Raw genomic sequence first — 24676 nt, 5'->3', positions numbered from 1 at the left:
GATCAGTCTCCGTCCAGCGACGAGAAGCCCGCGGTCAGGCCGAATTCGGCGGTCATCCTGGTGCCGATCAAGGTCGACAAGCTCGACGTGATCAGCGCGAAATGCTCGAGCTTGCCGCGCAGCGCCGGATCGGCGAGCGCCTTGTCGATCGGACCGGCGGTCGACTTCGCCGTTGACACGCCGTTGCTGAGCTGGATGTGGATGGATTCGGCCATCCATTGCGCATCGGCGGGCAGCGCATCGCCGAGCTTGGAAGCCTGGAACAGTTGGTCGATGCCGGACAGGTTTGCGGCCAGCGAAGCCGTCGTGTACTGCGAGCGCCAGTAGATCGCCTGCTTCGGCTTGGCGGCATCCGGCCTGGTGCCGAGAAAACCCTTGAGCCGTACGTCGCGGATCATATCCAGCTCGTTGATGAAGACACCGACCAGTTCCGTCACCGCTTCGTTGCCGTCTCGGTAGAGCGGGTTTTTCGGCCCCGGATTGGCCCAGAGCGACGCAAAGCCGTCGGGCTTTTGCCAGGCATCGCGCACCTCGCCGGCGATCGCTTCGATATTGCCGGCAACCGTCTCACCATAGGCGCAGCGGTAAGGATCGTCTTTCCCGGCAAGCGTTTCGGCGCCGTCGCCGTAAAGCACATATTCGAGCGCGCCGAGGCCCTGCATGGCGACGCTCTTTTGCGCCAGTTGCGTCGGATCGGTGGCTGACGCGTCCTTGGACGCCAGCGTGGCCTGCACTTGCCTCAGGCCGATGCTCTTGCGGTCCGGCCAATAGAGCATGCGCTCCAGCCGGTTGTTCTCCTTGATCGGCCCGAAGCCGATAATCTCGGCCACCGACCAGGCCTCCACCGTGCCTGAAAACGCCGCGCGCGCCGCTTCGAGATTCTTTTCGGACGGCGCTTCGCAAAGCTGGTGCATCGCCTTGGTCAGGCCCGCCGCATGCTCGTCGAGGCTGACATAGGCCGGGCGGACGAAACCATCGATCGCGCGGCCGATGACATCGGAGGCCTCGATCGCGGCCGATGCCGGCGGGGAGATGGCCAGAAAAAACGGAAGGGCAAGGGCGGCGGCCACGCGTTTCGACATCAAAGCGACTCCAGGAATTTAATCAGCGCGTCACGATCGGCCGCGGCGGCCCCGGCAAAACGATCGCGCGCCTTCTGGCCTTCGCCGCCATGCCACAGGATCGCCTCGGCAAGCGTGCGGGCGCGGCCGTCGTGCAGATAAAAAGCATTGCCGTTGACTGTCGCGGTGAGCCCAATACCCCAGAGCGGCGGGGTGCGCCACTCGCTGCCGCTCGCTTCGCCGACCCGTTGCCCGTCGGCAAGGCCCTCGCCCATGTCGTGCAGCAGGAAGTCGGAATAGGGCCAGATCAGTTGGAAGGCCTGCGCCTTGTTGGGCGTGCCGCGCAAGGTGACGAATTTCGGCGTGTGGCAGGAAATGCAGCCCATCTCGTAGAACTGCTTCTTGCCGGCGAGCACTTGCGGTGTGGCGATGTCGCGCCGCGCCGGCACGGCCAGATTCTGCGAATAGAAGGTGACGAGGTCCATTACCGGCGGCGGCGCCTCGGCCGTGCCGAGGCGTTGCTGCACGCCGTCCGGCATGGCAAGGCAATCCGTTTGCGCCTTGGTGCAATCGCCCCAATGCTTCGGCATTTCCGGCGTGGAGATGCCGATATCGCCGGCAAAGGCATCGGCCGCCTGCTGGCGGATCGAGGCGGTCTGCGCCTTCCAGCCGAAGCGGCCCAAGGTCACCGCGCCGCTCAGCTCGTCGCGCACGATGTTCGGCCTGCCCGAAATGCCGTCGCCGTCGCGGTCATCCGCATCGGCATGGGCAAGGATATCGGCTGGCGCAATCTGCTCGATCAAGCCGAGCCCGATCATCGGCGGCGTCAGCCGAGGCGAGAGCGTGGTGCGCGGATCGAGCGGGCCGTAACCGGGATTTTCGACGAAATAGCGCGGCTTGCGTAGCGAAACCACGGCACCGTCGCCGAGCGCGACCTTTTCCTCGGAGTATTCAACGCGCATGCGGCCCTCACCCCTGAGCCCGGGCACCGCAAGATCCTGCAGTTGCGTGCCATAGACGGAGTCGGGAAAGTTCAGCACCTTGTGGTCGGCAAGCGCGGCCTTTTCCTCGGCGCTGGCGGCGTCGCGGGCCAGCCGGAGGAACATCGACGTCGATCCGGCATCGCCTTCCGGAGGACGCCCGCGGCCGTCCTTCAAATGGCAATTCTGGCAGGCGCGCTCGTTGAACAGCGGGCCGAGCCCGTCCGAAGCCTGGGTCGAGGACGGCGACGACACCCAGTTCTTTCGGAACAGCGCGTTGCCGAGCTTGAAGCTGCCCTCTTCCTCAAAGGTGATGTTGGCGGAGGATTGCGAGAAGGCATCGCGGTTGACGTCCTTGCGCGACGTGCCGGCGCCGCCCTGCATCAGCTCGAACGGCTCGGGCCTGGTAAAGTCGATCGTTGGCCTGGTGACTGCCAGAACTCGCGCCTGATCCTTCGGCGTCAGGTCGGTGGGGCTCGTCGGGAGAGCGGCTGGCTCACCGGCCATGGCGGGCGCGGAAAGCATGACCGCCAGCAAAAGCGACGCCCCGCTGCCGATCCGGTATCGTGGGGTCTTCCGAAGCGGCAGGCCGTCGATTGCGGCCCGCAGCGCGCGGCGCGAAAAATGATCTACGGGGCGCCGCATTCCCGCATGTCCTTACTCCGCCTCGTTGGCCGGGTCGGCGTTGAGCTGGCCGTACTTTTCCTCGCCGATCGAGGCAAGCAGGTCGAGCTGCGTTTCCAGGAAGTCGATATGTCCTTCCTCGTCGGTCAAAAGGTCCTCGAACAGCTTCATCGAGACGAAATCGCCTTCCTCGTGGCAGATCTCGCGCGAGCGTTTGTAAGCGGTGCGCGCGTCATATTCGCCGGCCAGATCGGATTCGAGCACTTCCTTGACGTTCTGGCCGATGCGCAACGGCGCGACGGACTGCAGATTGGGATGGCCTTCGAGGAAGATGATGCGCGCGATCAGCCTGTCGGCGTGATGCATTTCCTCTATCGATTCCGCCCGCTCCTTCTTTGCCAGCTTGGTGTAGCCCCAATCCTCGAGCAGACGATAATGCACCCAGTACTGGTTGACGGCTCCAAGCTCCAGAAACAGAGCTTCATTAAGCCGCTCGATGACCTGCGGTTCGCCCTTCATGGGTTCTGCTCCCGTATTGGACGCGCAAGCTTCGCACGCGATCCAGGTGTGAAACGATGTCCACGCCGCCCACCTCTGAGCGGGCGTGGTAGTTCTCGGTGACCCGAATGATCGTTTCCACCACATTTGGGAAACAGCCGCAACAGCGCCCGCGCTTGCGCATCGCATGGTAGACCTTCGCCGGCACGATCAACTGCCAGGGATCCTCATCCAGCAGATCGACGATCATCTGCTCGATCTCCTTCTCGGTGATGATGTTGCAATGGCAGATCAACATTCACTTGCTCTGGCTGGTGGCGCCGGCCACGGCGCCGCTTGGCTTACTTGTCAGTCGGGCATGACCTCGTCCAAAAACCGGTATCCACTTTTTGGGATCATGCCTGTTTCCTAGTCGGGCATGATCTCGTCCAAAAACCGGTATCCACTTTTTGGGATCATGCCTTGGACCTTACTTGAACACCTTGTCGGGAGCGTCCAGGCTGTCGGAGCCCTCGAAGGCGATCTGGTTCAGCTTGAGCGAGCCGACGGCGCGCTCGATCGACTTGGTCTGGTCGATCAAGGCGTCGATTGCCGCCTGGACGGTAGCGTTGCCTTCGGTGTTGCCTTCGGCAATCTGCTGGTCATAGGCCTCGCCGGCCAGCGCGCGCGCCTGGATGGCCTCCATCTTGGCGACGGTGGTGTCCAGCTTGCCCGACAACTCCTTGTCGATCGCCGGATCGGCGGCCTTCACCATGTCGGACACCGACGGACCCGAAACCACGGAGCCGTCGAGCCGCTTGTAGCTGGCACGGTAGGCGTCGCGGATGCCGACCGCGTCATAGAGATGCGAGATGTAGGTGTTGTCGGAGAAGCAGTCGTGCTCTTCTTCCGGATCGTGCAGCAAAAGGCCGAGCTTCATGCGCTCGCCGGCCAGCTCGCCATAGGAGAGCGAGCCCATGCCGGTGAAGATGGTGGAGATGCTGGCATTCGCCTCGCCGTCGGTCAGGTTCTTGCGCGCGGCGCCGTCCTCCTTCCAGTTGCCGACCATTTCCTGCAGGTCGGACACCAGAAGATCGCTCGCCGACTTCAGATATTCGGCGCGACGGTCGCAATTGCCATTGCTGCAATTCTTGAGATCGTAGTCGGTAAAGGGCCGCTCGCCCGCGCCCGGGCCTGTGCCGTGCAGGTCCTGGCCCCAGAGCATGAATTCGATGGCGTGATAACCGGTCGCGACATTGGCTTCGACGCCGCCGGCCTCCTGCAGCGTGCCCGAAAGGAACTCGGGCGTCAGCTTCGAGGCGTCGACCTTCTTGCCGTTGATCTCGATTTCCTTGTTGGCGATGACGTTGGCCGTATAGAGCGCGTTTTCGTCCGACTCGCTGCCATAGCTCTTGGCGACGTAATCGATCAGGCCCTCATCCAGCGGCCACGAATTCACCTTGCCTTCCCAGTCGTCGACGATCTTGTTGCCGAAGCGGTAAACTTCGGTCTGCTGGTAGGGAATGCGCGCCGCCTTCCAGGCTTCGCGCGCGGCGTTCAACGTGTCGGCCGAGGGGCTGGCGATGAGTGCGTCCACCGCCTTGTCCAGCGCCTGCGCGGTGGTCAGCGAATCCTCGTATTTGGCTAAAGCGATGTCGGCATAGGTCTTGATCACCGCCTTCGCGTCTGTCTCGGCTTTCGCCGGCAACACGAACACCGCCGCCGTCAGTGCAGCCGTGGCGCAGATCGCAGCCAGCCTGCCGCCGTTACGTGCCGTCATTATCCTTCTCCAGTTGCTTGGAAATTCAACAATAGGCGCATGTGTCCACCCGCGCCGAGGCATGAGCATGCCGGGAAAAATGGTCGCCGCGTCGATGCGCGGTTCGCGAAAAAAAGACACCCACTTGCCTCCAATCGAAAGGGTTCAAGGCCCAGACATCAAAGGGATGCGCTTCGCGCGCAGCTCTCCATAAAGCGATGGAGAGGCGGGGAGTCAACTGGTGTGGCAGAAAAAAATCAATTGAAACAATAGTTTAGAATTATTCTAAACTAGGATTATCAACTTTAAGACGATCGCCCGACCGGGAGACAGGATTGACAGGCGGCCGTTCTGGGTGCGACCCGGACGCCTGCCCTTGCGGCGGCGGCAGACAATCGCCACTTGGCGCAAGAGCCTAGATTTCCAAGACAAAAGGATTGCGATGACGAACGGGGTTGTGATTGTCGGTGCCGGCCATGCCGGCGTGCAGGCCGCAGCCAGCCTGCGCGATGAGGGCTATGAAGGGCCTGTCGTCCTGATCGGCGACGAGAAGGAACTGCCCTATCACAAGCCGCCGCTGTCCAAGACCTTCATCAAGGACACGGAGGCCAAGCCGCAGCCCCTGCGCGGCGAAGCGTTCTACACTGGCCACAACATCGATTACCGGCCGGGCGTGCGCATCGCGAGCATCGACGCCCGCGCGGGCCAGTTGAATGTCGCGGGCAATGGAACGCTCGGCTTCGACCGGCTGGTGCTTGCAACCGGCTCGCGGCCGCGCCTGCTCAAGCTCGACGGCACCGGCCTTGCCGGCGTGGTCTCGCTGCGCTCGCTGGCGGACGCGCGGGCGATCCGCGAGCTCAGCGCGCAAACCGAGGACGTGGTCATTCTCGGCGGCGGCTTCATCGGCCTGGAGATAGCGGCGACGCTGAGAGCCGCCGGCCGCAACGTCACCGTCGTCGAGGCCGTCGACCGGCTGCTTGGCCGCGCCGTGGCGCCTGTCATCGCCGCGCATGTTCGCCAGCGCCTAGAAGCGATCGACGTGCGCATCCTGACCGGCACCACCATCGCCCGCCTGGAGGGCGAAAACGGCCGCGTCTCGGCCGCGATCACGTCCGGCGGCGAGCGCCTGCCGGCGCAGATGGTCATCATCGGCATCGGCGTGGTGCCCAATGTCGAACTGGCGGAAGCCGCCGGCCTGGCCATCGGCAACGGCATCCGCGTCGACCAGCATATGCAAAGCTCTGTTCCCGAAATCCTCGCCATCGGCGACGCGGCCTCCTATCGCCATTGGTTCACCGGCGGCGACGTTCGGCTGGAATCGGTGCAGAACGCCACCGACCAGGCCAGGCTTGCCGCCCGTACCATCCTCGGCCATGCCGAGCCGTTCTCGGCCGTGCCGTGGTTCTGGTCGGATATCGGCGACATGAAATTGCAGATGGTCGGCCTGACGCAAGGCGGCGATCACCATGTCGTCCTTGGCGATCTCGCCGACAACAAGTTCTCGATCTATCATTATGCCGGCAGCCGGCTGCTCGGCATCGAATCCGTCAACCGCCCTGCCGACCACATGCTCGGCCGCAAGATGCTCGGCGTCGGCTTCTCGCCGACGCCGCAAACGGTCGCGGGCGGCCCGGATGCGCTGAAGGCGGCGCTTGCGGACTTCAGTCAGGACGAACCGACCAGGGCGACGGGCTAGGACGCGCCCGATCAGGCGGCCCGCGCGTCGCGGATCGAGGTCTCCAGGATTTCCAGGGCCTCGGTCATGACGCCGTCCTGGATGGTGATCGGCGACAGGAAGCGGATGACGTTGGCGTAGACGCCGCAGGTGAGCAGGATGAGGCCCTTGTCCAGCGCCTTCAGCCTGACCGCATTGGCGAACTCCGCCGAGGGCAGGCCCTTCTTCACGTCGTTGAATTCGACGGCGTTCATGAACCCCGGGCCGCGGATGTCGACGATCTCGGGCACGTCTTCGCGGATCGAGTCCAGCCGCTGCTTCAGCCTGGCGCCGAGGGCATTGGCGCGGTCGCAAAGCTTCTCCTCGTCGATCACGTCGAGCACGGCGTGCGCGGCGGCGACGCCGATCGGGCTGCCGCCATAGGTGCCGCCGAGCCCGCCGGGGCCGGGCGCGTCCATGATCTCGGCGCGGCCGGTGACGGCCGAGAGCGGAAAGCCGCCGGCGAGGCTCTTGGCCATGGTGGTGAGATCGGGCGCCACGTCATGATGATCCATGGCAAACATCTTGCCGGTGCGGGCAAAGCCGGTCTGCACCTCGTCGGCTACAAGCAGGATGCCATGCTGGTCGCAGATCTTGCGCAGCGCCGTCATGAAGTCGCGCGGCGCTTCGTAGAAGCCGCCCTCGCCCTGCACCGGCTCGACGATGATGGCCGCGACGCGGCCTGGATCGACATCGGCCTTGAACAGCTTATCGAGCGCGGCGAGCGAATCGGCGACCGAAACGCCGTGCAGCGCGACCGGGAACGGCGCATGGAAGACATCGGCCGGCATGGCGCCGAAGCCGACCTTGTAGGGCACGACCTTGCCGGTCAGCGCCATGCCCATGAAGGTGCGGCCGTGGAAGCCGCCGGAAAAGGCGATGACCGCCTGGCGGCCGGTGGCGTTGCGGGCGATCTTGATGGCGTTCTCGACCGCCTCGGCGCCGGTGGTGACGAAGACCGTCTTCTTGTCGAACTTGCCGGGCAGCATGCCGTTCAGCCGCTCGGCGAGATGCACATAGCTCTCGTAAGGCACGACCTGGTGGCAGGTGTGGGTGAAGCGGTCGAGCTGGGCCTTCACGGCCTCGATCACCTTCGGATGGCGGTGGCCGGTGTTGACCACGGCTATGCCGGAAGAGAAGTCGATGTAGCGGCGGCCCTCGACATCCCAGATTTCCGAATTCTCGGCGCGATCGGCATAGATCTGCGTCGTCATGCCGACGCCGCGCGAGATCGACTGGTTCTTGCGTTCGGAAATGGCTGAATTCTTCATCTCATCCCTCAATCGGGCCATCCTTCATCGACTGGCCCGTTCTTGTTGGTGCCGCTGCAGGCCTCTTCTGACCTTATTTCACGTTTTGCTCAAGTCGGCACCATGGCACAGTCGATTGGGCCTGCCGGCGGGCGATCTTAACCAGAGTGACGATGCGCGCCGCGGAAATAGTTTCCTTTTCCCGCCGATCGATTAATCTCGTTTCATCGGCGACGTGCCGCCGTCAGGAGCGGCTCCCGCGGGCTGAGGGGAACCATGAGCAGGAACGCGACCGCCTTGCCGTCATCGCCGCTCCGCCCTTTGCCTCGTCCAAACGTGTTGTTGCTGCTGGCCTGCTTCGCCGCCGCGTTCTCAGCCGCCGGTTGCCAGAAGCAGCAGGCGGCCGAAAAGAAATTGCCGGTGGTGGTGACCACCCAGACGGTCGCGCTCGCCGATTATGCACCACGAACCTCGCTGACCGGCGTGATCGCGGCCCGTACGCTCAACAATCTTTCCTTCCGCGTCGGCGGCCGCATCGCCGAGCGGCTTGTCGATGTCGGCCAGCATGTCGACCAGGGCACGGTGCTCGCCCGCATCGATCCGCAGGAACAGGAATCGGATCTGCGTTCAGCACAGGCCGATCTCGACGCGGCACAAGCGCAACTCACGCAGGCAGCGGCCACTTATCAACGGCAAAAGACGCTGCTTTCGCAAGGGTTTACGACGAGACGGGAATTCGACACCGCCAACCAGACGCTGAAAGTGGCGCAGGGCAGCGTCGATGCCGCGCAAAGCGCTTTGGCCAACGCCAAGGAGAATCTGTCCTACACCGAGCTCAAGGCGGGCGCCGCCGGCGTCATCACTGCACGCCAGGTCGAGGCCGGGCAGGTGGTGCAGGCGGCGCAGACGGTGTTCACCATCGCCGAGGATGGGGACCGCGACGCGGTCTTCAACGTGCATGAAACGCTGGTTGCCCAGACGCCGCCGTCGCCCGCGGTAACGATCACGCTGCTGTCGGACCCGCAGGTCCGGGCGGTCGGCAAGGTGCGCGAAATCTCGCCGGCGGTCGATACCCGGTCAGGATCGATCCGGGTCAAGGTCGGCATTCCCGGCACGCCTGCCGGCATGCCGCTGGGCGCGGCGGTGATCGGCACGGTCAGCGCCAGGTCGGTCAAAGCCATCCTGTTGCCCTGGCAGGCGCTGACCTCGACCGCCGGCAAGCCCGCCGTCTGGATCGTTGATCCGTCGAGCAAGGCTGTGACGCCGGCGCCGGTCGAGGTGCTCGCCTTCGATTCCGGCATTGTCGTCGTCGACAAGGGTTTGCAGGAAGGCCAGAGCGTCGTCACCGCCGGCGGGCAGTTGCTCAGCCCCGGACAGACGATCGAGGTGGCGGGGGCGAGCCAATGAACCGGTTGCCGCGCCTCGCTTCCCTGTTGATCCTTGCGGCGCTTGCCGCCTGCTCACGCTCGCAAGAGAAGCCGCCGGAGATCATCCGGCCGGTCCTATCGATGGTGGTCGAACCGAAGACGGTCGAAACCTTCGGCTTCGCCGGTTCGGTCGAGCCGCAATACAGCGCCGACCTTGCTTTCCGCCTGCTCGGCCGCGTCGTCTCGCGCGACGTCAAGGTCGGCGACCTCGTCACCAAGGGCACGACCATCGCGGCGCTCGATCCGACGGCGCTGGAGCTTGCCGTCCAGGCATCGAAAGCCGACCTGTCGAATGCGCAGGCGCAGTTCACCAATACCGCCGCCAGCGAGGATCGACAGCGCCAGTTGCTCGCCTCGGCGAACACGTCGCAAGCCACATTCGATGCCGCGAAACAAGCGCGGCAGGCGGCGGAAGCCGGCGTGGAGCGCGCCAACGCCGCTTTGGCCAAGTCGCAGGAGCAGCTCGGCTATGCCCGGCTGTTCTCGGATTTCGACGGCGTCGTCACTGCCACAGGCGCCGAGGTCGGCCAGACCGTTTCGGCCGGGCAGACAGTCGTCACCGTGGCGCGCACGGACCCGCGCGAGGCGGTGGTCGACATCCCCGACCAGTTGACCGGCGACCTCACTGTCGGCATGCCCTTCGAGATCGTCCTGCAGTCGGTGCCGACCATCAAAACCGACGCCAAGCTGCGCGAGGTCGCGCCGCAGTCGGAAGGCACAACCCGCACACGGCGCGTAAAGCTGACGCTGGTCAATCCGCCGACGGCGTTCCGGCTCGGTTCGACGATCACGGCGACGCGCATGACCAAGGTCGCGCCGACGATCGAACTGCCGATATCGGCGCTGCTCGAAAAGGACGGCTCTGAAAAAGTGTGGATCGTCGATCCGCAATCCTCCAGCGTGAGCACGCGCGAGATCAAGATCGCCTCCAAGAGCGGTGGCAGCTTCACGGTAGCGGAGGGGCTCGAGGCCGGCATGCGCGTCGTCACCGCGGGCGTGCACAGCCTGAGCGAAGGACAGAAGGTCAAAGTGCCGGAGGGCGGGGTCTGATGAAGGGCTTCAATCTCTCCGACTGGGCGCTCAGCCACCGTTCGCTGGTCTGGTATTTCATGCTGGTCTTCGTGGTGGCCGGCATCTTCTCCTATCTCAATCTCGGCCGCGAGGAAGACCCCGCCTTCACCATCAAGACCATGATCATCCAGGCCAACTGGCCCGGCGCCTCGGTCAAGGAAACGGTGCAGCAGGTGACCGACCGCATCGAGAAGAAGCTTGAGGAACTCGACAGCCTCGACTTCACCCGATCCGTCACCACCGCCGGCCAGACCGTCATCTTCGTCAACCTGAAGGACACCACCAAGGCGCGCGACGTCGTGCCGAACTGGCTTCAGGTGCGCAACAGGGTCAACGACATCAAGGCGCAGTTCCCGCAAGGCGTGCAGGGGCCATTCTTCAACGACCGCTTCGGCGACGTCTACGGCAACATCTATGCCTTCACCGCCGACGGGCTGACGCCGCGCCAATTGCGCGACTATGTCGAGGATGTGCGGACCAAGATCCTGACTGTGCCGAACGCCGGCAAGGTCGACCTGGTCGGCGCGCAGGACGAGGCCATCTATCTCGAATTCTCGACGCGCCAGATCGCGGCGCTCGGCCTCAACCAGCAGGCGATCGTCGCCAGCCTGCAGGCGCAGAACGCGATCACGCCTTCCGGCGTCATCCAGTCCGGGCCGGAGCGCATCAGCGTGCGGGTCGGCGGCCAGTTCACCTCCGAGGAGAGCCTGCGGGCCATCAACCTGCGCGTCAACGACCGCTTCTTCCGGCTGAGCGATGTGGCGACGATCCGGCGCGGCTATGTCGACCCGCCGACGGCCCTGTTCCGCTTCAACGGCCAGGACGCGATCGGGCTCGCCATCGGCATGAAGCCCAACGCCAATCTGCTGAAATTCGGCGAGGCGTTGCACGAGGAGATGCAGAAGGTGCTGGCCGACCTGCCGGTCGGCGTGGGCGTGCATCTGGTCGCCGACCAGCCGGTCATCGTCGAGGAAGCGGTCTCGGGCTTCACGCGGGCGCTGTTCGAGGCAGTGGCCATCGTGCTTGCGGTGTCCTTCATCAGTCTCGGCATGCGCGCCGGCTTCGTCGTCGCGCTGTCGATCCCGCTGGTTCTGGCCATCACCTTCACCGTGATGGAGTATCTCGGCATATCGCTTCAGCGCATTTCGCTCGGTGCGCTGATCATCGCGCTAGGCCTCCTGGTCGACGACGCGATGATCGCGGTCGAGATGATGGTGGCGCGGCTGGAGGTCGGCGACAATCTGCGCAAGGCGGCGACTTACGTCTATACCTCGACCGCCTTCCCGATGCTGACCGGCACTCTGGTGACGGTCGCCGGCTTCATCCCGATCGGCCTCAATTCGAGCGCTGCCGGCGAATACACCTTCACGCTGTTCGTCGTGATCGCCGTGTCGCTGCTGGTGTCATGGATCGTGGCGGTGCTGTTCGCGCCGCTGCTCGGCGTCACCATCCTGCCGGCAACGATGAAGGAGAAGCATCACGACCAGCCTGGACGCTTCACCTTGCTGTTCAGGCGCGTGCTCATCTTTTCCGTTCGCCGCCATTGGCTGACGATCATCGTGACGGTGCTTCTGTTCGCCGGCTCGATCGCCGGCTTTGGGCTCGTGCAGCAGCAGTTCTTTCCGCCTTCCGACCGGCCGGAGCTGATCGTCGACTGGAACCTGCCGCAGAACTCCTCGATCACGGAAACGCGCGACCAGATGGAACGCTTCGAAGAGCGGGCGCTGGTCGGCAATCCCGACATCGATCATTTCTCTTCCTATGTCGGCCAAGGCGCGGTGCGCTTCGTACTCGCCTATGACGTGCAGCCGGCCAACCCCTATTTCGGCCAGACGGTGATCGTCACCAAGAGCATCGAGGCGCGCAACAGGGTGAAGCCGGCGCTGGAAAAACTGCTGCGCGCGGAGTTCGTCGGCACCGATGCCTTCGTCAAGCCGCTCGAGCTCGGCCCGCCGGTCGGGCGTCCGGTGCAATACCGCGTCGGCGGTCCCGATATCCAGACGGTGCGCGAGCTGGCGCAGCAATTCGCCGGCTTGATCTCGGCCAATCCGAAGCTCGCCGCGCCGACTTTCGACTGGAACGAGCCGCAGCGCGTGCTGAGGGTCGACGTGTTGCAGGACAAGGCGCGCCAGCTCGGCATCACCTCGTCCGACATCGCCAGCGCACTGAACAGCACCGTGGGCGGCTCCACGATCACGCAGGTACGCGATGCGACATATCTCATCAATGTCGTGGCGCGCTCGCGCGAGGCCGAACGCGGCTCGATCGAGACGCTGCAGAACATGCAGCTGCCGACCGGCAATGGCGAAGCAATCCCGCTCGCCGCCGTCGCCAATTTCCGCTACGACCTCGAACAGCCAACCGTGTGGCGGCGCAACCGGACGCCGACCATCACCGTGCGCGCCGGCCTGGCCGGCGACGTGCTCCCGGCGACCGTCGTCAACGAGCTGAAACCGTCGGTCGAGGCCTTCATCGCCAAGCTGCCGCCTGGCTATTCGGTCGAGACGGCGGGCTCCGTCGAGGAAAGCGCCAAGAGCCAGGGACCGATCGCCGCCGTGGTGCCGCTGATGCTGTTCATCATGGCGACCATCCTGATGGTGCAGCTGCAAAGCTTCCAACGCCTGTTCCTGGTGGTGGCGGTGGCGCCGCTCGGCCTGATCGGCGTGGTGGCCGCCCTGGTGCCCAGCGGCGCGCCGCTCGGCTTCGTAGCCATCCTCGGCGTGCTGGCGCTGATCGGCATCCTGATCCGCAACTCGGTCATCCTGATCGTGCAGATCGAGGACCTCGTCAAAGAAGGCAAGGACCGCTGGGCGGCCGTGATCGAGGCGACGGAGCATCGCATGCGGCCGATCGCGCTGACGGCGGCCGCGGCGAGCCTCGCGCTGATCCCGATCGCGCGCGAAGTGTTCTGGGGCCCGATGGCCTACGCCATGATGGGCGGCATCATCGCCGGCACAGCGATCACGTTGCTGTTCCTGCCGGCGCTCTATGTGACGTGGTTCCGGATCAAGGAGCCGAAAGGCGAGGAAAGCCCGCCTGCCTCAGGTACCTGAGAATTTGTGCAGCATCAGAGCTAAGACATTCATTCGTTGTCTTTGGCGGGTGGGGTGAGACTTGGCGCGCTGCCACGGCGCTGACTTTGAGTTGCGCCAAGCATGCCAACCTTTTGGCAAATCGGCCAATGCCAGGATGCTCTCGTCCCGCGCGATCACCTCTTGCAGGCCAACGAGCATTATGTCGCTTTCATCCCGATCTCGAGTGTCGCTGCTGTAGAACTGCCAACTGCCACCTTCATCATCGTCGTCGTCATCATTGTCATCCTCACGCAAAACGTATGCGATCCAGTCGCCACGTTTGAATATGCTCTTGTCTGACAACACCGCGACGTTGGGTGGATCCTCGAACTTCCAATCTTTCATCAGGACTTTCCAAATATCGTTGCTCGTGCGCAAGGGAGTACTCATTCAAGCCGTTCTCACAAACCCTTCGCTGGCCCTGAGCAGATTGCGCGTATAATCCGCGCTCACGCGATGGCCGATCAGCTGGCTCGCGGTCAGCGTCTCCACCGCCTCGCCGTTCTGCATCACCATCAGCCGCTCGCACATATGGGTGATGATGGCGAGGTCGTGGCTGACCATCAGGAAGGTGAGCTTGCGACGGCGGCGCACCTCTTCCAGAAGATTCAGCACCTCCGCCTGCACGGACGCGTCGAGCGCCGAGGTCGGCTCGTCGAGCAAAAGGATCGAGGGTTCCAGAATCAGCGCCCGGGCTATCGCCACGCGCTGGCGCTGGCCGCCGGACAGTTGGTGCGCGTAGCGGAAACGGAAGCCGGTGCCGAGGCCGACCTCGTCCAGCGCGCGCTCGATGCGCTTCTCGCCGTCGGCAATGCCATGGATGGCCAAAGGTTCCTGCAGCAGGCGGTCGACCGTCTGGCGCGGATGCAGCGAGCCGTAGGGGTCCTGGAAGACCATCTGCACGTCGCGATAGAAGGTCTTGTCACGGGTCTTGCCGAGCCTCTTGCCGTTCACGGTAATGGCGCCCGAGGCGACCGGCGCGAGGCCGGTGATGGCCCTCAGCAGCGTCGACTTGCCCGAACCGCTCTCCCCGACCAGCCCATAGGATTCGCCTTCCCTCACTTCGAGGCTCACGCCCTTCAGCGCGCGAAAACGGTCGAAGACCACTTCCAGTCCTTCGACAGCGATGGAGGCCGTCATGCCGCCCACTCCGGCTTGCGGTCGAGCACCGGCAGCGGATGCCGCTCGAAGCCGATTCTCGGCATGCAGTTGAGCAGGCCGCGCGTGTAGGGGTGCCGGGCATCGCGCAGTTCGGAAGCCTTGATCTGCTCGACCACCTTGCCGGCATACATGACGACGACGCGGTCGCAAAAGGAGGAGACCAGGCGCAGGTCGTGCGAGATGAAGATCAGGCCCATGCCGCGCTCGGCGACGAGCTTGTCGAGGATCCTGAGCACGTCGAGCTGCACGGTGACGTCGAGCGCCGAGGTCGGCTCATCGGCGATCATCAGCTCGGGTCCGGTGACCAGCATCATGGCGATCATGGCGCGCTGGCCCATGCCGCCCGAGACCTCGTGCGGGTAAAGGTCGAAAACGCGGACTGGATCGCGGATCTGCACCGCCCGCAGCATCTCCAGCGCGCGATCGCGCGCCTCGGCCCTGGAGACCTTTTCGTGCGTGCGCAGCGTCTCGACGATCTGGCGGCCGATGGTCATCACCGGGTCGAGCGAATATTTGGGATCCTGCAGGATCATGGCGATGCGGTTTCCCCGCAACGAGCGGCGCTGGCGGGGCGATATGGACAGCAGATCGATACCGTCGAAGGTGAGCTTCTTCGCCGAAACCTCGGCCTGCGGCGGGGTGAGGCCCATGATGGCGCGGCCGGTCTGCGATTTGCCGGAGCCGCTCTCGCCGACGATGCCCAGCCGCTCGCGGCCGAGCGAGAACGAGACGCCGCGCACGGCCTGCACGAGGCCGGTGCGGGTCGGGAAGGTGACACGCAGGTCGTCGACGTCGAGGAGCGTGTCGCCGCTCATTGGTCGCCGCTCCGGGGATCGAGCGCGTCGCGTAGGCCGTCGCCGAGCAGGTTGAAGCCGAGGCTGACGATGAGGATGGCCGCGCCTGGCGCCGCTGCCACCCACCATTGGTCGAGGATGAAGCGGCGGCCCGACGCGATCATCGCGCCCCATTCGGGCAGCGGCGGCTGCGCGCCGAGACCGAGAAAGCCGAGACCTGCGGCAGTCAGGATGATGCCCGCCATATCGAGCGTCACGCGGATAATCAGCGAGGAAATGCAGAGCGGCATGATGTGGCGCAGCACGATGCGGAAGGGCGAAGCGCCCATCAGCTGCACCGCCTTGATGTAGTCGGAGTTGCGCACCGTCAGCGTTTCCGCACGAGCAATACGCGCGTAAGGCGGCCAGGAGGTGATGGCGATCGCGATTACCGCGTTCTCGATGCCGGGACCGAGCGCCGCGACGAAGGCGAGCGCCAGCACCAGCTTCGGAAAGGCGAGGAAGATATCGGTGATGCGCATCAGGATCGTGTCGGTCCAGCCGCCGGCATAACCGGCGATCGTGCCGACCAGCAGGCCGATGGGCGCGGCGATGACGGCGACGAGGATCACCACATAAAGCGTCCAGCGCGCGCCATAAACGATGCGCGAAAAGATGTCGCGGCCAAGGTCGTCGGTGCCGAACCAATGCGCGGCGCTGGGCGGCAGCAGGCGGGCGTTCTTGAGATCGCCGACGGTCGGCGAATAGGGCGCCAGCACATCGGCAAAGGCGGCGACCACCAGCAGCGCGATGATGATCAGCATGCCGACCAGCGCCAGCCGATTGGCGGAGAAGCGCCGCCAGGCGATATAGGAGCGGCCGAGCCTTGCCTGGAGGCGCGAGGCCGGCCGGTCGCTGAGCAGCCACGCGCGCCTGGATTGGATGGTTCCAGCGCTCATCCAACCCTCGTCCTTGGATCGAGCAGCCGGTAGAGCAGATCGGACAGAAGGTTGATGGCGATGAAGACCGAGCCGATGGCGATGGTGCCGCCGAGCACCGCGTTCATGTCGGCGTTCTGCAGCGAATTGGTGATGTAGAGGCCGATACCCGGCCAAGAGAAGACGGTCTCGGTCAATACCGAGCCTTCGAGCAGGTTGGCGTAGGAAAGCGCGATCACCGTCACCATCGGCACGGCGGCGTTGCGCAGCGCGTGGCCCCAGATGATGCGACCTTCCGACAGGCCCTTGGCGCGCGCCGCGACGATGTATTCCTGCGCCAGCTCGTTCAGCATGAAGGAGCGGGTCATGCGGCTGATATAGGCGAGCGACAGATAGCCAAGCAGCGCGGCCGGCAGGACGATGTGGCGCCAGGCGTCGTAGAAGACGTCCCACTGCCCCTGGATCGCGGCATCGAGCAGGTAGAAGCCGGTGATCGGCGTGAATGTGTATTCGTAGACGACGTCGAGCCGCGCCGGAAAGGCGATCCATTGCAGCTTGGCGTAGAACAGCACCAGCCCGAGCAGCCCGAGCCAGAAGATCGGCACCGAATAGCCTATGAGGCCGACGACGCGCGCGACCTGGTCGATCAGGCTGCCGCGTTTGACGGCGGCCAGCACGCCGAGCGGCACGCCGATGACGGCGCCGATGATCGTGCCCAGCGTCGCCAGTTCGATGGTCGCCGGGAAGACGCGGCGGATATCGGACATCACCGGATTGGTGGTCAGCACCGAAGTGCCGAAGTCGCCGCTCAGCGCATTTTTGACATAGATGTAGAACTGTTCGATCCAGGGCAGGTCGAGGCCCATTTCGCGACGCGTGCGCTCGACGACGGCCGTGGGAGCCCGATCGCCGAGGACGGCCAGGACCGGATCGATCGGGATGACGCGGCCGATGAAGAAGGTCACCGCGAGAAGACCGAGATAGGTCGTCACCGCGATGACCAAGAAGCGGCCGAGCGACGATAGGAGGGCGACGGCGCGGGCGCTGCCGCGCCCCGCCGCCACCTGATTGTCAGCTACGCTCACGCGGCGGATCCGCCGACGCTATTCCTTGGAAACCGCGCCGACAAAATTGGTGTCGAAGCTCGGGCCGAGCGCAAAGCCCTTGAGGTTCTTGCGCAGCCCGGCCACTTCCAGCTGCTGATGGATGATGACGAAGGGGCTGGTGTCGAGGATCTTCTGCTGCAGGTCCTTGTACATATCGGCGCGCTTGCCCGAATCCTTCTCCAGCAGCGCCGCCTCGGTTTCCTTGGTCAGGTCCGGGATGTCCCAGGCATTGCGCCAGGCCAGCGTCTTGATCTTGGCGTCGTCGGAATTGTCCGGGTTCGAGGCGAACGTCTGGGCGTTGGAGTTCGGATCGAAATAGTCCTGGCCCCACTGGCCGATATAGATGTCGTGGTTGCGGGCGCGGTATTTGGTCAGCGTCTGCTTACCATCGCCGGGAATGATCTCCAGTTGGATGCCGCCCTGGCCGAGCGTCTGCTGGATCGATTCCGCCATGCCCGTGGTCGGCTGTCCGGTGCGCACGTCCATGGTCACCTTGAAGCCATCCGGCACGCCCGCCTTGGCGAGCAATTCCTTGGCCTTGGCGACATCGAACTTGAAGGGATTGTCATCCATTGCGCCGAGGTCGCCCTTGGGCAGGAAGGACTGGTGGATTTCGCCGATGCCCTTGAGGATGGTCGAGCCCAGCGCATCGTAGTCGACCAGATATTTGAACGCCTGCCGCACCTCCGGCTTGGCAAGCGTCGGGTTCTTCTGGTTGAGGCTGATGTAATAGACCGTGCCCTTCGGCGCGCTGGTGGTGGTGAGATCGGCGTTCTTGGCGATGGCGTCGAGATCGTTCGGCTCGAGGTTGCGGGCGACGTCGATATCGCCGGCCTCGAGCGCCAGGCGCTGCGCCGAGCTTTCCTTCATGTTGCGATAGATGACGCGGGCGAGCTCGGCCTTCTCGCCGTTGTAATTGTCGTTGCGTTCCATGACGACGGCCTCGTTGGCGCGCCACTCGCGCAGCTTGTACCGGCCCGAGCCAGCGTAGCCGGTCTTCAGCCAGGCATTGCCGAAGTCGTTGTCCCATTTGTAGTCGGCGCTCGGCGTGACGGCGGCGACATGTTCCTTGACCAGCTTGGCGTCGACGATCGAGGCGACCGTGGCCGACAGGCAGTTCAGCACGAAGCTCGGTGCGTAGGGTTTGTCGACGACGAACTGGAAGGTGGTGTCGTCGACGGCCTTGGCTTTCTCGGTGACATTGTCGCCGGTGATGCCGAACTGGTTGATGATGAAAGCCGGGCTCTTGTCGAGCTTGATGGCGCGTTCAAAGGAATAGGCGACATCGGCCGCGGTGATCGGATTGCCGGACGCGAACTTCATGCCGGGCTTGAGCTTGAATGTGTAGGTCAGGCCGTCGTCGGAAACGGTCCAGCTCTCGGCAAGGTCGCCCTTGACCTTGGATGTGTCGCTGAGGTCGAGGCGGACCAGGAGATCATAGGTGTTGCCGGTGACTTCGGCCGTCGACAGCTCGAACGCTTCGCCCGGGTCCATCGAGATGATGTCGTCGATGGCAAAGCCCTCGACCAGCGTATCGGCGGGCGTGACCGCGAAGGCGGGCGCGACGAGCAGGGCGGACAGCGCGGCGCCCGCAAGCAAGGCGCGAGAGCGGAGAGCAAACTTTTCCAGCATCATGGTGATCGTTCCCTGTCTTGTTGACCTGAGTTCCCGGCTCAGGGCTGTATTGTTCTTTGCAAGGCCAGCAGCGGCTTTGGCCGCTTACCGTCGTGTTTTTTGTCCAGTTGGTCAACTCCCTATTCGACGGCACAATCAAAGCGGCAACACGCATTTGCGAGACACCGTATCGGACCAGACGGGCCGCCATGAATCGACCCATGCGCCAGCCGATTGAAGCCGCCGATCCGCAAAAATCTGCCAGGGGTCGTGCTCTCGGGAGACAGCCGCTATTTCAGCTGCGCGACCAGTGCGGCATCGGGAAAGCAGGTGGCGGGCCTGCCGTTCTTTGCCTGCCAGATGCCGATCGAGCGGCGGGTCTTGAAGCCGGGCAGGCCGTCGGCGCTGCCGACATCGTAGCCCTTGGCCTCCAGCGCCCGCTGCAGGGCGGCGATATCGGAGCGATGGAGATCGCCGACCGCCCCCCAGGTGCCGGCAAAGGCGGCGTCGCCTCTGGCGATGCGGTCGGCGGCATGGCCGATGAACAGGCCATAGAGATCGCTGTTGTTGTATTGCTTGATCACATAGAAGTTCGGCGTGACGATGAAGGCCGGGCCACTGCGCCCGGCCGGCATCAGCAGGAAACCCTCGGCCTTCAATTCGCTCGCCGGAAACGCCTTGCCGTCGACGTGCCGGATGCCCATCGCCACCCAGTCGGAGATCTTCTTGCCCTGGTCGGGTCCTTCCTGCGAGCAAGAGACATTTGCCGGAACCGTCACCTCGGTCCCCCAGCCGCGCCCCCTCACCCAGCCATAATGGACAAGGTAGTTGGCGATCGAGGCGAGCACGTCGGGCGTCGAGTTCCAGATGTCGGGCCGGCCGTCGCCGTCGAAGTCGACGGCGTGCTTCAAGAACGAGGTCGGCATGAATTGCGGCTGGCCGAGTGCGCCGGCCCAGGACGACTTCATCGCATTGACCGGCGCCAGCCCGCGCTCGACGATTTCGAGCGCCGCCAGCACCTCGGTGCGGAAGAAGTCCTTCTTGGTCGACATGAACGCCTTGGTGCCCAGCACCTCGAACGCGTCGTAAGGCATCTTGGCCGCGCCGAAGCCGGTCTCGCGGCCCCAGATCGCCAGCACGATCTCGCCCGGAACGCCGTAGCGCTTCTCGATCAGCCCGAGCGTCCGGGCGTTGGCGCTCTCGCGCGTCCTTCCGCCCGACGTGACGGCCCGAATGATCTTCTCGGCGAAATAGTTGGCGGGCGGGCCGAACTCGGCCTGGTGCTGTTTCTCAGGCGTGGTCGGGGTCTCGCCGGGAAGGACGAGGTCGGAAAGCTTGAGGTTCGGCTTCACGCCGAGGAAGGCGGCGTCGAAGGTCTTTTTCGAGATGCCTTTGGACTTGGCTTCGGGCCAGAGGTCGTTCTGCAGCCAGGCCCGGAACTGGTCGTCGATGGCGGCGGCGTGAGTGGGGGAGGCGAAAAGCCCGATCAACGCGACCAGCAGGAATGCGAGAGCAAGCATGCAAAAGCCGCGTTCTGTCGCGCGACAGAATGCTGTCATTTCCAAGGTCCCCTCACCGCCAACTTCAAAACGCCGTCCTCGATCGCAGCGCGGCCGCCAGCGTGCCTTCGTCGAGGTAATCGAGCTCGCCGCCGACCGGCACACCATGCGCGAGCCGCGTCACCTTCACATCGAAGCCCGACAGCTGATCCGTCACATAATGCGCGGTCGTCTGCCCCTCGACGGTGGCGTTGACGGCAAGGATGACCTCCTTCACCTCGCCGCCGGCGACACGGTCGACCAGCGAGCGGATGTTGAGCTGGTCCGGACCGATGCCGTCGAGCGGCGACAACGTGCCGCCAAGCACGTGGTAGCGCACGTTCATGGCCGCGGCGCGCTCCAGCGCCCAGAGGTCCGAGACGTCCTCGACGACGATCAGCGTGCCGGCGTCGCGACGCGGGTCGGTGCAGATCATGCAGGGGTCGGATGTATCGACATTGCCGCAGGTCGAGCAGATGCGCACCTTGTCGACTGCCTCGCCCATCGCGGCGGCCAGAGGCTCGAGCAGCTGTTCCTTCTTCTTGATGAGATGAAGCGCGGCGCGCCTGGCCGAGCGCGGCCCAAGCCCCGGCACCTTGGCCAGGAGCTGGATCAGGCGTTCGATTTCCGGACCGGCGATTCTCTTCGACATCGCCTTGATCTAGGATTTTTCACGACAGCCAGCAACGGCACAAGGCCCGCCATGCTGCCATGGCGGGCCTTGCGTTGGATGCAATCGGGTTCAGTTGGCTTCGAGCGGCCGGTCCTGGCTGACGATCATCGCGCCGATGGCGTCGGTGTTCTCAGGCGTCGACTGGAAGCCCATCGCCGCTTCCTGCGGCGCATTGGGCACCGAAGTGATGTAGCGGCCCTTGAGGGCGCCGCCGAAACGCGAGGCGTCCGGTTCGGCCATCGGCTCCTGCATCGCCACGACCAACTGCTTCTGCGCCAGACGGCCGGACTTGGCAGAAGGCGCAACAGAAGCCGTCACATAGGTCTGTTCGGCGGAAGCGTCTTCGGTCCGCGCGGCCGCGGCCAATGCGGCCTGCTTTGCCGGGTCCGGACGGACGATCGTCTTGACGATCGGCTCGGCGGAAGCCACGAGCATCGGAGCGTCGGCCGCGGGTTTCTGCCGGTCAGACCTCTGCTGGTCGCCCACGTTCATGGCGACCATCGGCTCGTCCGGCAGCGGTTGCCAGTTGCGGCCGCGCTTCTCATAGAAGGCGTTGCCGCCGGCAACCATGGTGTAATGCATGTTCTTGTAGGGGAAGCGCAGGCCGGCGGTGTGGAAATACATCGTGTTCTTGAGCTTGGCCTTGCGTTCGCCTCTCAGCACCGCATCGGCCGCCTCCTCGACATCCGGCAGGGCCTTCGAGTTCATCGGCCGAGTCATGACGCCCGGAGCAAACTGGCCCGGCTCGCCGACAACCTGACAGATGGTGTTGCCGTGCTGGCCCGAGCGAAGCCGGTTCATGACGACCGTGCCGACCGCGATCATGCCGTCGCGGCTCGACCGGTTGGACTCGAAGAACATTGCCCTTTGCAAGCATTCCTTGTCCTTCAGCGAATGGCTGGAGGAACGCGTCAGGAAGCTCGGCGTAAGGGCATCGGTCAGACCCGACACCGACATGCCATGGGAGGAAGTGGTCTGGCTGCAGCCGGCCAGGAGCAAGGGGGAAGTGACGATGCCGATAAGCAGCAGCGGCGTCTTCCATCGCGTCGCGATCACCAAAAAAGCCTCATGTCCAGATGCCAGCCCGCCCCGAGATGTGGCAAGAATGAGACTCTTTCGGGCAAAAAGATGGCTAGAAGGTTAGCAACTTCTGGACTTGGGTAAAACTTTATGAATGTCGCGAAATGTGCCCGTGAGCATTGCCGGCAAAATGGTTAATATTGCAGCCCGGACTCAATTTCCGTTCATAATCAATTAACTGGCGGACACGATCTCAGAACGGCAATTTCATTCCGGGCGGAATCGGCAAGCCTGCCGTGAGCGCCTTGGTCTTCTCTTGCATGATCTGCTCGACCTTATTTTTGGCGTCATTGTGGGCGGCCAGGATGAGGTCCTCGAGGATTTCGGCTTCGTCCGCCTTGATCAAAGACGGATCGATCTTCAGCGTCTTCATTTCGAACTTGCCGGAAAGCGTGATGCTGACCAGACCGCCGCCGGCCTGGCCGGTGGCTTCAAGCGTGGCGATCTCGTCTTGCATGGCCTGGAACTTGGCCTGCATTTCCTTTGCCTTGCCCATAAGGCCGAGAAGATCTTTCATCGGGTGGTCCTCTAAAAATGTTTCAGGTCTCGTCGTCATCGGCCGCCGGTTCGACCGGCAGGTCGGCCTCGGCCTCTTCCACGTCCGGCACGTCCGGGATGCGCACGTCGATGATCTTGGCGCCAGGGAAACGGGCGAGTATGGCCGCGACAGTCGGGTCGCTCCTGGCGTCGGAGAAGGCGTTCTCGCGCTTCGTCGTCTCCATTTCGGCCAATGTCTGGCCACCCTCTTCCTTCGACAGCGACACCAGCCAGTTGCGGCCGGTCCAGGCGCGCAGCTTGGCGGTGAGGTCGTTGAGCAGCATCTTCGGCGCGTCGTCGGTCAAGGTGACGTCGAGACGGCCGGGTTCGATGCGGACCGGCCGCACGCAGCGTTTCAGCAGCACCTTGAAGGCCATGTCGCGATTGGCGTCGGCAAGCGCGACGATGTCGGCCAGCGATTTGACCGGAACGACGGGCGCCTCGTCGACCGGCTCCGGCGCCGGAACGAAGGCGGCGGGCGCGGGCTGCGTTTCGACCAGGCGCATCGTCTGGGCACCGCCACCGGTGGAAGCAGGCATCCGGGTCTGCGCGACGGGGCTCGCGCCGCCGGCATTGCCGGCCGGCGCTGCGTTGGCGCGCGGTGCACCATTCGGCAGCGGGCCCGCGCCCTCCAGCGATTTCAGCGCCTCGTCCAGCGTCGGCAGGTCGGCGGCGTGCGCCAGCCTGATCAACACCATTTCGCCGGCGCTGACCGGGCGGTTGGAGGACTGCACCTCGGGAATGCCCTTGAGCAGCATCTGCCAGGTCCGCGACAGCACGCGCACCGAGAGCGTGCCGGCGAATTCGGCGCCGCGCCGGCGCTCGTCCTCGGAAAGCGACGCATCGTCGGCGGCTGCCGGCACGAAGCGCAGGCGGGTGACGAGGTGGTTGAACTCGGCAAGATCGGTAAGCACGGCGGCCGGATCGGCGCCGGTGTCGTATTGCGCGCGGAACTCGGCGAGCGCGGCCGCCACGTCGCCCTTCATGACATACTCGAACAGGTCGATGATGCGGGCGCGGTCGGCAAGGCCGAGCATGGCGCGCACGGCCTCGGCGCTGACCTTGCCGCTGCCATGGGCGATCGCCTGGTCGAGGATGGAGAGCGAATCGCGCGCCGAGCCTTCGGCGGCCCGCGCGATCATCGCCAGCGCCTCGTCGTCGACGGCAACGCCTTCCTTGGCCGCGATCGAGGACAGATGCCCGACCAGCGCGCTGGCATCGATGCGCCTCAGGTCGAAGCGCTGGCAGCGCGACAGCACCGTTATCGGCACCTTGCGGATCTCGGTGGTGGCAAAGATGAATTTGACGTGCGGCGGCGGCTCTTCCAGCGTCTTCAGGAGGCCGTTGAAGGCCTGCGTGGAGAGCATGTGCACTTCGTCGATGATGTAGACCTTGTAGCGTACCGAGACCGGCGCGTAGCGGACGCGGTCGATGATGTCCCTGATGTCGTCGATGCCGGTGTGAGAGGCGGCATCCATCTCGATGACGTCGACATGGCGGCCTTCCATGATCGCCTGGCAATGCTCGCCGGGGATCGAAAGGTCGACTGAGGGCTGATCGACGGTCGCCGTTTTGTAGTTCAGTGCCCGCGCCAGGATGCGCGCGGTCGTCGTCTTGCCGACACCGCGCACGCCGGTCAGCATCCAGGCCTGGGCGATACGGCCGGTGGCGAACGCATTGGTCAGCGTGCGGACCATCGGCTCCTGGCCGATCAGCTCGGAGAAATTCGATGGGCGATATTTGCGCGCCAGGACGCGATAAGCGGCGGCCTTACCTGTTTCCAGGCTTTCTGGCCCCAAATTTCCGGCTTCGCTCATTC

21 protein-coding genes are annotated in these 24676 nt (G+C 64.4%); 4 read left to right on the top strand and 17 right to left on the bottom strand.

From position 1 onward, the window contains the following. Positions 1-2 precede the first annotated feature (2 nt). From FJ957_RS18470 to FJ957_RS18450, 5 genes are all read right to left on the bottom strand, one after another. Positions 3-1082 (bottom strand): imelysin family protein, encoded by a 1080-nt coding sequence (locus FJ957_RS18470; RefSeq protein ID WP_140833799.1) that lies wholly within the window; start codon positions 1080-1082, stop codon positions 3-5. Further along, on the bottom strand, positions 1082-2686 hold the full coding sequence (locus FJ957_RS18465) for a di-heme oxidoredictase family protein (protein WP_140833797.1): 1605 nt from the start codon (positions 2684-2686) through the stop codon (positions 1082-1084). Before FJ957_RS18465 ends, FJ957_RS18470 begins: the two co-directional genes overlap by 1 nt. 12 nt (positions 2687-2698) lie before the next feature. Then, positions 2699-3184, bottom strand: a complete 486-nt coding sequence (gene bfr / locus FJ957_RS18460; RefSeq protein WP_140833795.1) for a bacterioferritin — start codon at positions 3182-3184, stop codon at positions 2699-2701. Then, positions 3150-3461, bottom strand: coding sequence for a (2Fe-2S)-binding protein (locus FJ957_RS18455; protein ID WP_140833794.1), 312 nt, complete (start codon positions 3459-3461; stop codon positions 3150-3152). Before FJ957_RS18455 ends, bfr begins: the two co-directional genes overlap by 35 nt. 171 nt (positions 3462-3632) lie before the next feature. Then, entirely contained in the window at positions 3633-4922 is a 1290-nt protein-coding gene (locus FJ957_RS18450; protein ID WP_140833792.1) for an imelysin family protein, read from the bottom strand. Between the two features lie 421 nt (positions 4923-5343). Here FJ957_RS18450 and FJ957_RS18445 point away from each other — a divergent pair, with 421 nt between their 5' ends. Continuing rightward, positions 5344-6597, top strand: a complete 1254-nt coding sequence (locus FJ957_RS18445) for an FAD-dependent oxidoreductase (protein ID WP_140833790.1) — start codon at positions 5344-5346, stop codon at positions 6595-6597. Positions 6598-6608: 11 nt separating this feature from the next. Here FJ957_RS18445 and FJ957_RS18440 read toward each other — a convergent pair whose 3' ends face one another. Next, the gene (locus FJ957_RS18440) at positions 6609-7886 is read right to left on the bottom strand and encodes a 4-aminobutyrate--2-oxoglutarate transaminase (protein ID WP_140833788.1); all 1278 of its coding nucleotides are present in this window, start codon (positions 7884-7886) and stop codon (positions 6609-6611) included. Between the two features lie 255 nt (positions 7887-8141). On the opposite strand from FJ957_RS18440, the gene FJ957_RS18435 reads away from it, so the two are divergent. Genes FJ957_RS18435 through FJ957_RS18425 form a run of 3 tightly spaced genes read left to right on the top strand, consistent with a single transcriptional unit; the run spans position 8142 to position 13416 of the window. Continuing rightward, positions 8142-9272 (top strand): efflux RND transporter periplasmic adaptor subunit, encoded by a 1131-nt coding sequence (locus FJ957_RS18435; protein ID WP_140833787.1) that lies wholly within the window; start codon positions 8142-8144, stop codon positions 9270-9272. After that, on the top strand, positions 9269-10342 hold the full coding sequence (locus tag FJ957_RS18430; RefSeq protein WP_140833785.1) for an efflux RND transporter periplasmic adaptor subunit: 1074 nt from the start codon (positions 9269-9271) through the stop codon (positions 10340-10342). The genes FJ957_RS18435 and FJ957_RS18430 overlap by 4 nt, the downstream gene beginning before the upstream one ends. Continuing rightward, positions 10342-13416: an efflux RND transporter permease subunit gene (locus tag FJ957_RS18425; RefSeq protein WP_140833783.1), complete on the top strand. Its 3075-nt coding sequence runs from the start codon at positions 10342-10344 to the stop codon at positions 13414-13416. Before FJ957_RS18430 ends, FJ957_RS18425 begins: the two co-directional genes overlap by 1 nt. Here FJ957_RS18425 and FJ957_RS18420 read toward each other — a convergent pair. The 11 genes from FJ957_RS18420 to FJ957_RS18370 all read right to left on the bottom strand — a co-directional run bounded on the left by FJ957_RS18420 (position 13405) and on the right by FJ957_RS18370 (position 24674). Then, positions 13405-13782: a DUF2185 domain-containing protein gene (locus FJ957_RS18420; RefSeq protein WP_140833781.1), complete on the bottom strand. Its 378-nt coding sequence runs from the start codon at positions 13780-13782 to the stop codon at positions 13405-13407. The two genes, FJ957_RS18425 and FJ957_RS18420, sit on opposite strands and share 12 nt — an antisense overlap. Positions 13783-13827: 45 nt before the next feature. Next, positions 13828-14577 (bottom strand): ABC transporter ATP-binding protein, encoded by a 750-nt coding sequence (locus FJ957_RS18415; RefSeq protein ID WP_140833779.1) that lies wholly within the window; start codon positions 14575-14577, stop codon positions 13828-13830. Continuing rightward, the gene (locus FJ957_RS18410) at positions 14574-15413 is read right to left on the bottom strand and encodes an ABC transporter ATP-binding protein (protein ID WP_140833777.1); all 840 of its coding nucleotides are present in this window, start codon (positions 15411-15413) and stop codon (positions 14574-14576) included. The genes FJ957_RS18415 and FJ957_RS18410 overlap by 4 nt, the downstream gene beginning before the upstream one ends. Beyond that, a complete protein-coding gene (nikC, locus tag FJ957_RS18405; protein ID WP_140833775.1) occupies positions 15410-16330 on the bottom strand; it encodes a nickel transporter permease in 921 nt (306 codons plus the stop codon). Before nikC ends, FJ957_RS18410 begins: the two co-directional genes overlap by 4 nt. Then, positions 16327-17394 carry an ABC transporter permease gene (locus FJ957_RS18400; protein WP_140833774.1) on the bottom strand — a complete coding sequence of 356 codons (1068 nt, stop codon included), beginning with the start codon at positions 17392-17394 and terminating at the stop codon, positions 16327-16329. The genes nikC and FJ957_RS18400 overlap by 4 nt, the downstream gene beginning before the upstream one ends. Before the next feature lie 18 nt (positions 17395-17412). Beyond that, positions 17413-19047, bottom strand: coding sequence for an ABC transporter substrate-binding protein (locus FJ957_RS18395; protein WP_181180624.1), 1635 nt, complete (start codon positions 19045-19047; stop codon positions 17413-17415). A 272-nt stretch (positions 19048-19319) separates the two neighbouring features. Continuing rightward, a complete protein-coding gene (locus tag FJ957_RS18390; RefSeq protein ID WP_246685882.1) occupies positions 19320-20549 on the bottom strand; it encodes a lytic murein transglycosylase in 1230 nt (409 codons plus the stop codon). Between the two features lie 64 nt (positions 20550-20613). Further along, the gene (recR, locus tag FJ957_RS18385; RefSeq protein WP_140833769.1) at positions 20614-21219 is read right to left on the bottom strand and encodes a recombination mediator RecR; all 606 of its coding nucleotides are present in this window, start codon (positions 21217-21219) and stop codon (positions 20614-20616) included. A 90-nt stretch (positions 21220-21309) separates the two neighbouring features. After that, entirely contained in the window at positions 21310-22296 is a 987-nt protein-coding gene (locus tag FJ957_RS18380; RefSeq protein WP_140833767.1) for a cell wall hydrolase, read from the bottom strand. Positions 22297-22513: 217 nt separating this feature from the next. After that, positions 22514-22837: a YbaB/EbfC family nucleoid-associated protein gene (locus FJ957_RS18375; RefSeq protein ID WP_140702714.1), complete on the bottom strand. Its 324-nt coding sequence runs from the start codon at positions 22835-22837 to the stop codon at positions 22514-22516. Between the two features lie 22 nt (positions 22838-22859). Beyond that, positions 22860-24674 (bottom strand): DNA polymerase III subunit gamma/tau, encoded by a 1815-nt coding sequence (locus tag FJ957_RS18370; protein WP_140833765.1) that lies wholly within the window; start codon positions 24672-24674, stop codon positions 22860-22862. Between the last annotated feature and the right edge of the window lie 2 nt (positions 24675-24676).

The organism is Mesorhizobium sp. B2-4-6 (genome assembly GCF_006442775.1).
Classification (GTDB): Bacteria; Pseudomonadota; Alphaproteobacteria; order Rhizobiales; family Rhizobiaceae; genus Mesorhizobium.
Note: the sequence above shows the minus strand (reverse complement) of the source record. Positions and strands in the feature narration are given on the sequence as shown.